A 2,176-nucleotide genomic window follows, 5' to 3' on the forward strand; every position below is an offset into this window, starting at 1 on the left:
AGTGGGGGCTGCTGGACGTCATCCCGCCCATCCGATGGCTCAAGGCAGCGCGACCCGAGTTCGACTTCCTGACCTTCGATGAAGCGGACCGTCTCATCGCGGCAGCGGAACCCGAGTGGCGAGCCATCATCACTGTCGCGACCCGCACCGGCTTGCGCATCGGCGAGCTGCTCGCGCTTCGCTGGCGTGATGTGGATCTAGAGGCTGGGCGTCTGGTGGTGCGCCGGTCGACGTCGTGCGGCGAGGTGAGTACGCCCAAGAACGGGCGAACGCGGGAGGTGCCGCTGAGCGATCAGGCTCGGGCTGCGCTGCTCGAGCATCGGCACGAGCGCGGCGAGCTCGTCTTCTGCGACGACAACGGCGCGATGCTCACACGCAACTCGTGTCGGCGTCCGCTGCATCGCGCGTGCAACCGGGCAGGGATCCGGCGGATCGGCTGGCACAAGCTGCGGCACACCTTCGCTTCTCACCTCACCATGCGCGGCGCGCCGCTCTAGTCTGTGCAGGAGCTGCTCGGGCACAGCACCATCGAGATGACGATGCGCTACGCGCACCTCAGCCCGGACGCGCGGCGGGATGCGGTGAGGTTGCTGGACGAGCCCGCCCCGTCGAAGTCCGACGAGGAGTGAGCGCTACGCCTCGGGGGCGCCGTTACCGAGCTTCTTGAACATCTTCTTCAGCCAGGCGGGCAGCTCACCGCTACCGCGATGGAGCCAGAGGTCGAGCATCGCGGCATGGCGAACGTCCTCGGGCTTCACTTCCTCGTCATCGACCTGCTCCTCGATGAGCTTGAAGAGATGGGGGAAGGCCGTTCCGAGGATCGCGTCGAACATCTCAGCGCTCGTTTCGCTGCTCTCGCTGTCGAGCTTGGCGCCAAGCAGCGCCTTGCTCGCCGCCTGCTCGACGCCCTCGAGCGCCCAGTCGTCGTCCTCGTAGCGTGCCTCGATGCCGAGCGGGACGTCAACCCAGAGGGGGCCACGGTATTCGGTCCACACGGCATCGCCCGGCGACGAGACCTCGTCGAGGATGTCGGTCAGATGATCTTCGTCGTTGGCGCGGACGATGCTCGCGACGAGGGTGGGCCAGCGGACGAGGTAGAGCGGCATGAGCATCGATACCTCACCCCGGGTGGGGAAGTCGACAGCGGTGACGCGGCGTGATTTCGGCCACATAGTCCTGGGCGGGGTTCCATTTGCCAGGTTCCTACATCGGCACGGTTGACTATTGAGCAGATTGTCTGCCTACTCGCCGCCACGGGGGAGGCTGATGGCGATCTTCATCGCCTGCCCTGGCAAGGAGGTGTCTGGGCAATGCTGTTGAACTCACAAGGTCGATTCTTCTCGTTCCTGTTCTTCACGACTTTGGCTACGGGATGCTCACCGAACGAGGTTCCTCAAGCCGAAGAGTCGATTCTCCACTCGTTCGATCGGCACCTGCCCGGGCTGCAGGAGGACGTCACCTTCGTCCTCGCGCGCCGCTACGCGGGCTCCTACAAGTACGTCGTGCGAGCCGACGGTCGAGTTCAGTCACCAGGCCAGCTTCGACGCGAGGAACTGGCGGCCTATCGCGCCCGGCTGGGCGCGATGGATGCGCCCCTCGACGATAAGTTTCTCCACCTGTCGTCAGACTCCGTGGTGCCAGTGACCATCGCCTACGAAGCGGGATCTCTATGGGGATATCCGGACTTCGACCTCGACGAATCGGTTCGCGCGGATGTCGTGGGTGCCGCAGCCGATCGACTCGCTGAAGAGCTAGACGCGATCGGCGTGACCGAAATAGCACGCGCGCCACATGGGATGCCGATGATGTTCGCGCACGCGACGTACGGGCAGGCGCAGGCGGTCGCTCGCCTGAGCGAGGTCTCCCGGGTAGCTTCCACTAACCATGGCTCGACGACCGAGTTCACGCCGCCGAACACGCCCGGCAACTCTCTTACCGTCCACCGCGTCGACACCGCCTTCAACCCGGCGTACACGGGAATGGATCAGAAAATCGGTGTCGTCGAGAATGCGAATTGTCGGCTGTACGAGGAGCACGACGCCTTCGCAGCCATGGGAACGACTATCGTTCACGAGAACCCTCCAATTACATGCACCCAGCACGCAACATGCACGGCTGAGTGCGGAGTTTTCGCAAGGTGTGTCGGCGGCGAGTGCGTATCCTCTCACGTCTCTAA

At 64.3% G+C, this 2,176-nt stretch carries 4 protein-coding genes; 3 read left to right on the plus strand and 1 reads right to left on the minus strand.

The window, feature by feature from the left end:
• Positions 1–497 (plus strand): tyrosine-type recombinase/integrase (locus RJQ01_RS09475; protein ID WP_350476496.1); only part of this gene is annotated, 497 nt, incomplete at its 5' end.
• 3 nt (positions 498–500) lie between these two features.
• Positions 501–629: a hypothetical protein gene (locus RJQ01_RS09480; protein ID WP_350476497.1), complete on the plus strand. Its 129-nt coding sequence runs from the start codon at positions 501–503 to the stop codon at positions 627–629.
• 3 nt (positions 630–632) lie between these two features.
• Here the strand turns inward: RJQ01_RS09480 and RJQ01_RS09485 are convergent, their stop codons facing one another.
• Complete coding sequence (locus RJQ01_RS09485) at positions 633–1,106, minus strand: hypothetical protein (protein WP_350476498.1); 474 nt, start codon at positions 1,104–1,106, stop codon at positions 633–635.
• 111 nt (positions 1,107–1,217) lie between these two features.
• Between RJQ01_RS09485 and RJQ01_RS09490 the strand changes: the two genes are divergently transcribed.
• Positions 1,218–2,176: hypothetical protein (locus tag RJQ01_RS09490; RefSeq protein ID WP_350476499.1), on the plus strand; the 959-nt coding region annotated here is incomplete at its 3' end.

Origin of the sequence: Microcella sp. (assembly GCF_040286215.1) — a bacterium.
Lineage (GTDB): Bacteria > Actinomycetota > Actinomycetes > Actinomycetales > Microbacteriaceae > Microcella.